This window comes from Wolbachia endosymbiont of Pentidionis agamae (assembly GCF_036711655.1).
Classification (GTDB): Bacteria; Pseudomonadota; Alphaproteobacteria; order Rickettsiales; family Anaplasmataceae; genus JAZHPY01.
The window spans coordinates 1-2,014 of record NZ_JAZHPY010000119.1; the positions used below are offsets into that span (position 1 = coordinate 1).

At 28.8% G+C, this 2,014-nt stretch carries 3 protein-coding genes; all 3 read right to left on the bottom strand.

Annotation, left to right across the window (positions count from 1 at the left end; genetic code table 11):
* A partial coding sequence (locus V6U76_RS05145) for a hypothetical protein (protein WP_333024061.1) occupies window positions 1–198 on the bottom strand: 198 nt, incomplete at its 3' end.
* A 269-nt stretch (window positions 199–467) separates the two neighbouring features.
* Window positions 468–1,238 (bottom strand): TatD family hydrolase, encoded by a 771-nt coding sequence (locus V6U76_RS05150; RefSeq protein WP_333024062.1) that lies wholly within the window; start codon window positions 1,236–1,238, stop codon window positions 468–470.
* Window positions 1,239–1,254: 16 nt separating this feature from the next.
* On the bottom strand, window positions 1,255–2,014 hold a 760-nt coding region (locus V6U76_RS05155), incomplete at its 5' end, for a hypothetical protein (RefSeq protein WP_333024063.1).

Consider the following 2,014-nt stretch of genomic DNA (forward strand, 5'->3'; position numbering starts at 1 on the left):
TGTCAGTTCTTTACAATGTTCTACTATTTTTTCTAGAGCTTCATTAATTTTCCAAGAAAAACATAAAGTAATAGATTTTATTTCTTGATTTTTAAGAAATGTGACTAAATCACTGATATTAGGACGATCAATACTAAAATTGATATGAGAAAGATCTAGGTATTTATCTTTTAAACGCTCTTTAAAATCAAAATTCATAATATTCTCCTTCATTTCTATATGCCTATAACCATAACTCTAGTTTCGAATTTGAGAAAGTATAACTTAAGCATAGGCAAATTCCAGAACTGTGCACAAAAGCTATATCCGTAACGAGTAGCAAGTTCTCGAAAATTCTTATTGAACATTATTTTATATCTAACATCAACACTACACAAACTATGTCGATAGTCTTCTCATTCCCTGATTCAAAATTATTATAGATAGACACTAACAAAATTAGGAGATATGAAAGAGTTTAATTAAAATTATAAAAAATTAACTTTAGAAAATAGTTTTAAAAAATTACTAGTAGTGATTTTTGCTATTTCAGATGATTCCTTATTCCATAACTTTGCTATACAATCCACAACATATTTTACCATTTTTGGTTCGTTTTTCTTACCTCGATAAGGTTCTGGCGAAAGAAATGGTGCGTCCGTTTCAACTAAAACGTATTCTTGTGGCACACTACTTACTATTTTCCTTAAAGAATCAGAATTTTTAAAAGTAATAATTCCAGAGAATGAAACGTAAATCCCTAGATCTATTGCTTGGTAAGCAAGTTCCTTCGAAGAAGAAAAACAATGAAGCACTCCTTTAAAGTTACCAACTTTCATCTCTGATCTTAAAATGTCAATCATTCTACTATCTGCATCTCGCGAATGAATTACAATCGGTAATTGAGTAATTTTTGCCGCTTCTATGTGTGATATAAAACTTTTTTCTTGGCTTTCTTTATCATTAGACTTATAAAAATCTAATCCAGTTTCACCAATGCTGATAACCTTTTTATTCTCTGTTAATTTAATTAAATCTTCTGATTTAATATATTCATCTGCAGCATTAAGAGGATGAATACCAACTGATGTATAAACTTGATTATAGAGTTCAGAAATTCTAAGTAAATCTTTGAACTCCATTATCTTTGTACATATAGTATGTAATAATTTTACATCATTTTCCTCTGCATCCTGAATTAGCTTAGGTATATCATCCTCTGCAAAATAATTTAGATGACAGTGAGAATCTATAATCACGTATTACCTTATAATATTACTTACTTATATTATTATCTTGAATAGGATTTTCAACCACTAAGTGATCCATTTTAGTACTTAAATAACATCTAGCACGCACATTTTTTCTTATGTTTTTATTATGGAAAAAATCCTCTTTAAGTTTAAGACTTGCTGATTCCTCTTGATTCTTAGAGTTATTGTGATAACCAGATACTGAAAATAGATAATTAACTTTATCATCTTGTTCATTTTTTTTACACTTCCCAGTAAATTGAAGATTTGCTATTTTTTTACCACTCTTACTTACTAATTGACATTTCATCAATTTACTCATTTCTTTTGGAAAACTTAACGCTATGTATCCATTATCTTTCAATGTAGCAGCCACTTCAAATTCTAAGATATTTAAGAATTCCTTTTTCACCTCATTTCTACCGATCTCTTTTGCATTACTATGTGTTTTATATAAACCATAAATTACTCCTGCAGTAATTGCTACTGCCAAAATAGCAGAAATGTAAGTAAGAAGGCTGACTGCAGCATTATAGCTACCCAGTGATGGATCAATAGTGAATTGCATAAAACTAGGCAGCTTTTCAGCAATTTTGCAAAATTTATCACCTAATTCAAAAGCATGAAGTAATCCAATACTAGCAGCAGCAACTGTTGGAACAGCAAAGGTAAATACTGCTAAAGATATTGAAGTCCCAATTACAATATCTTTAGCATATAACCAATAATTTTTTGTTTTTTGTTTGATAATCATAATTTTTACCTTACTATTAATATTTAAT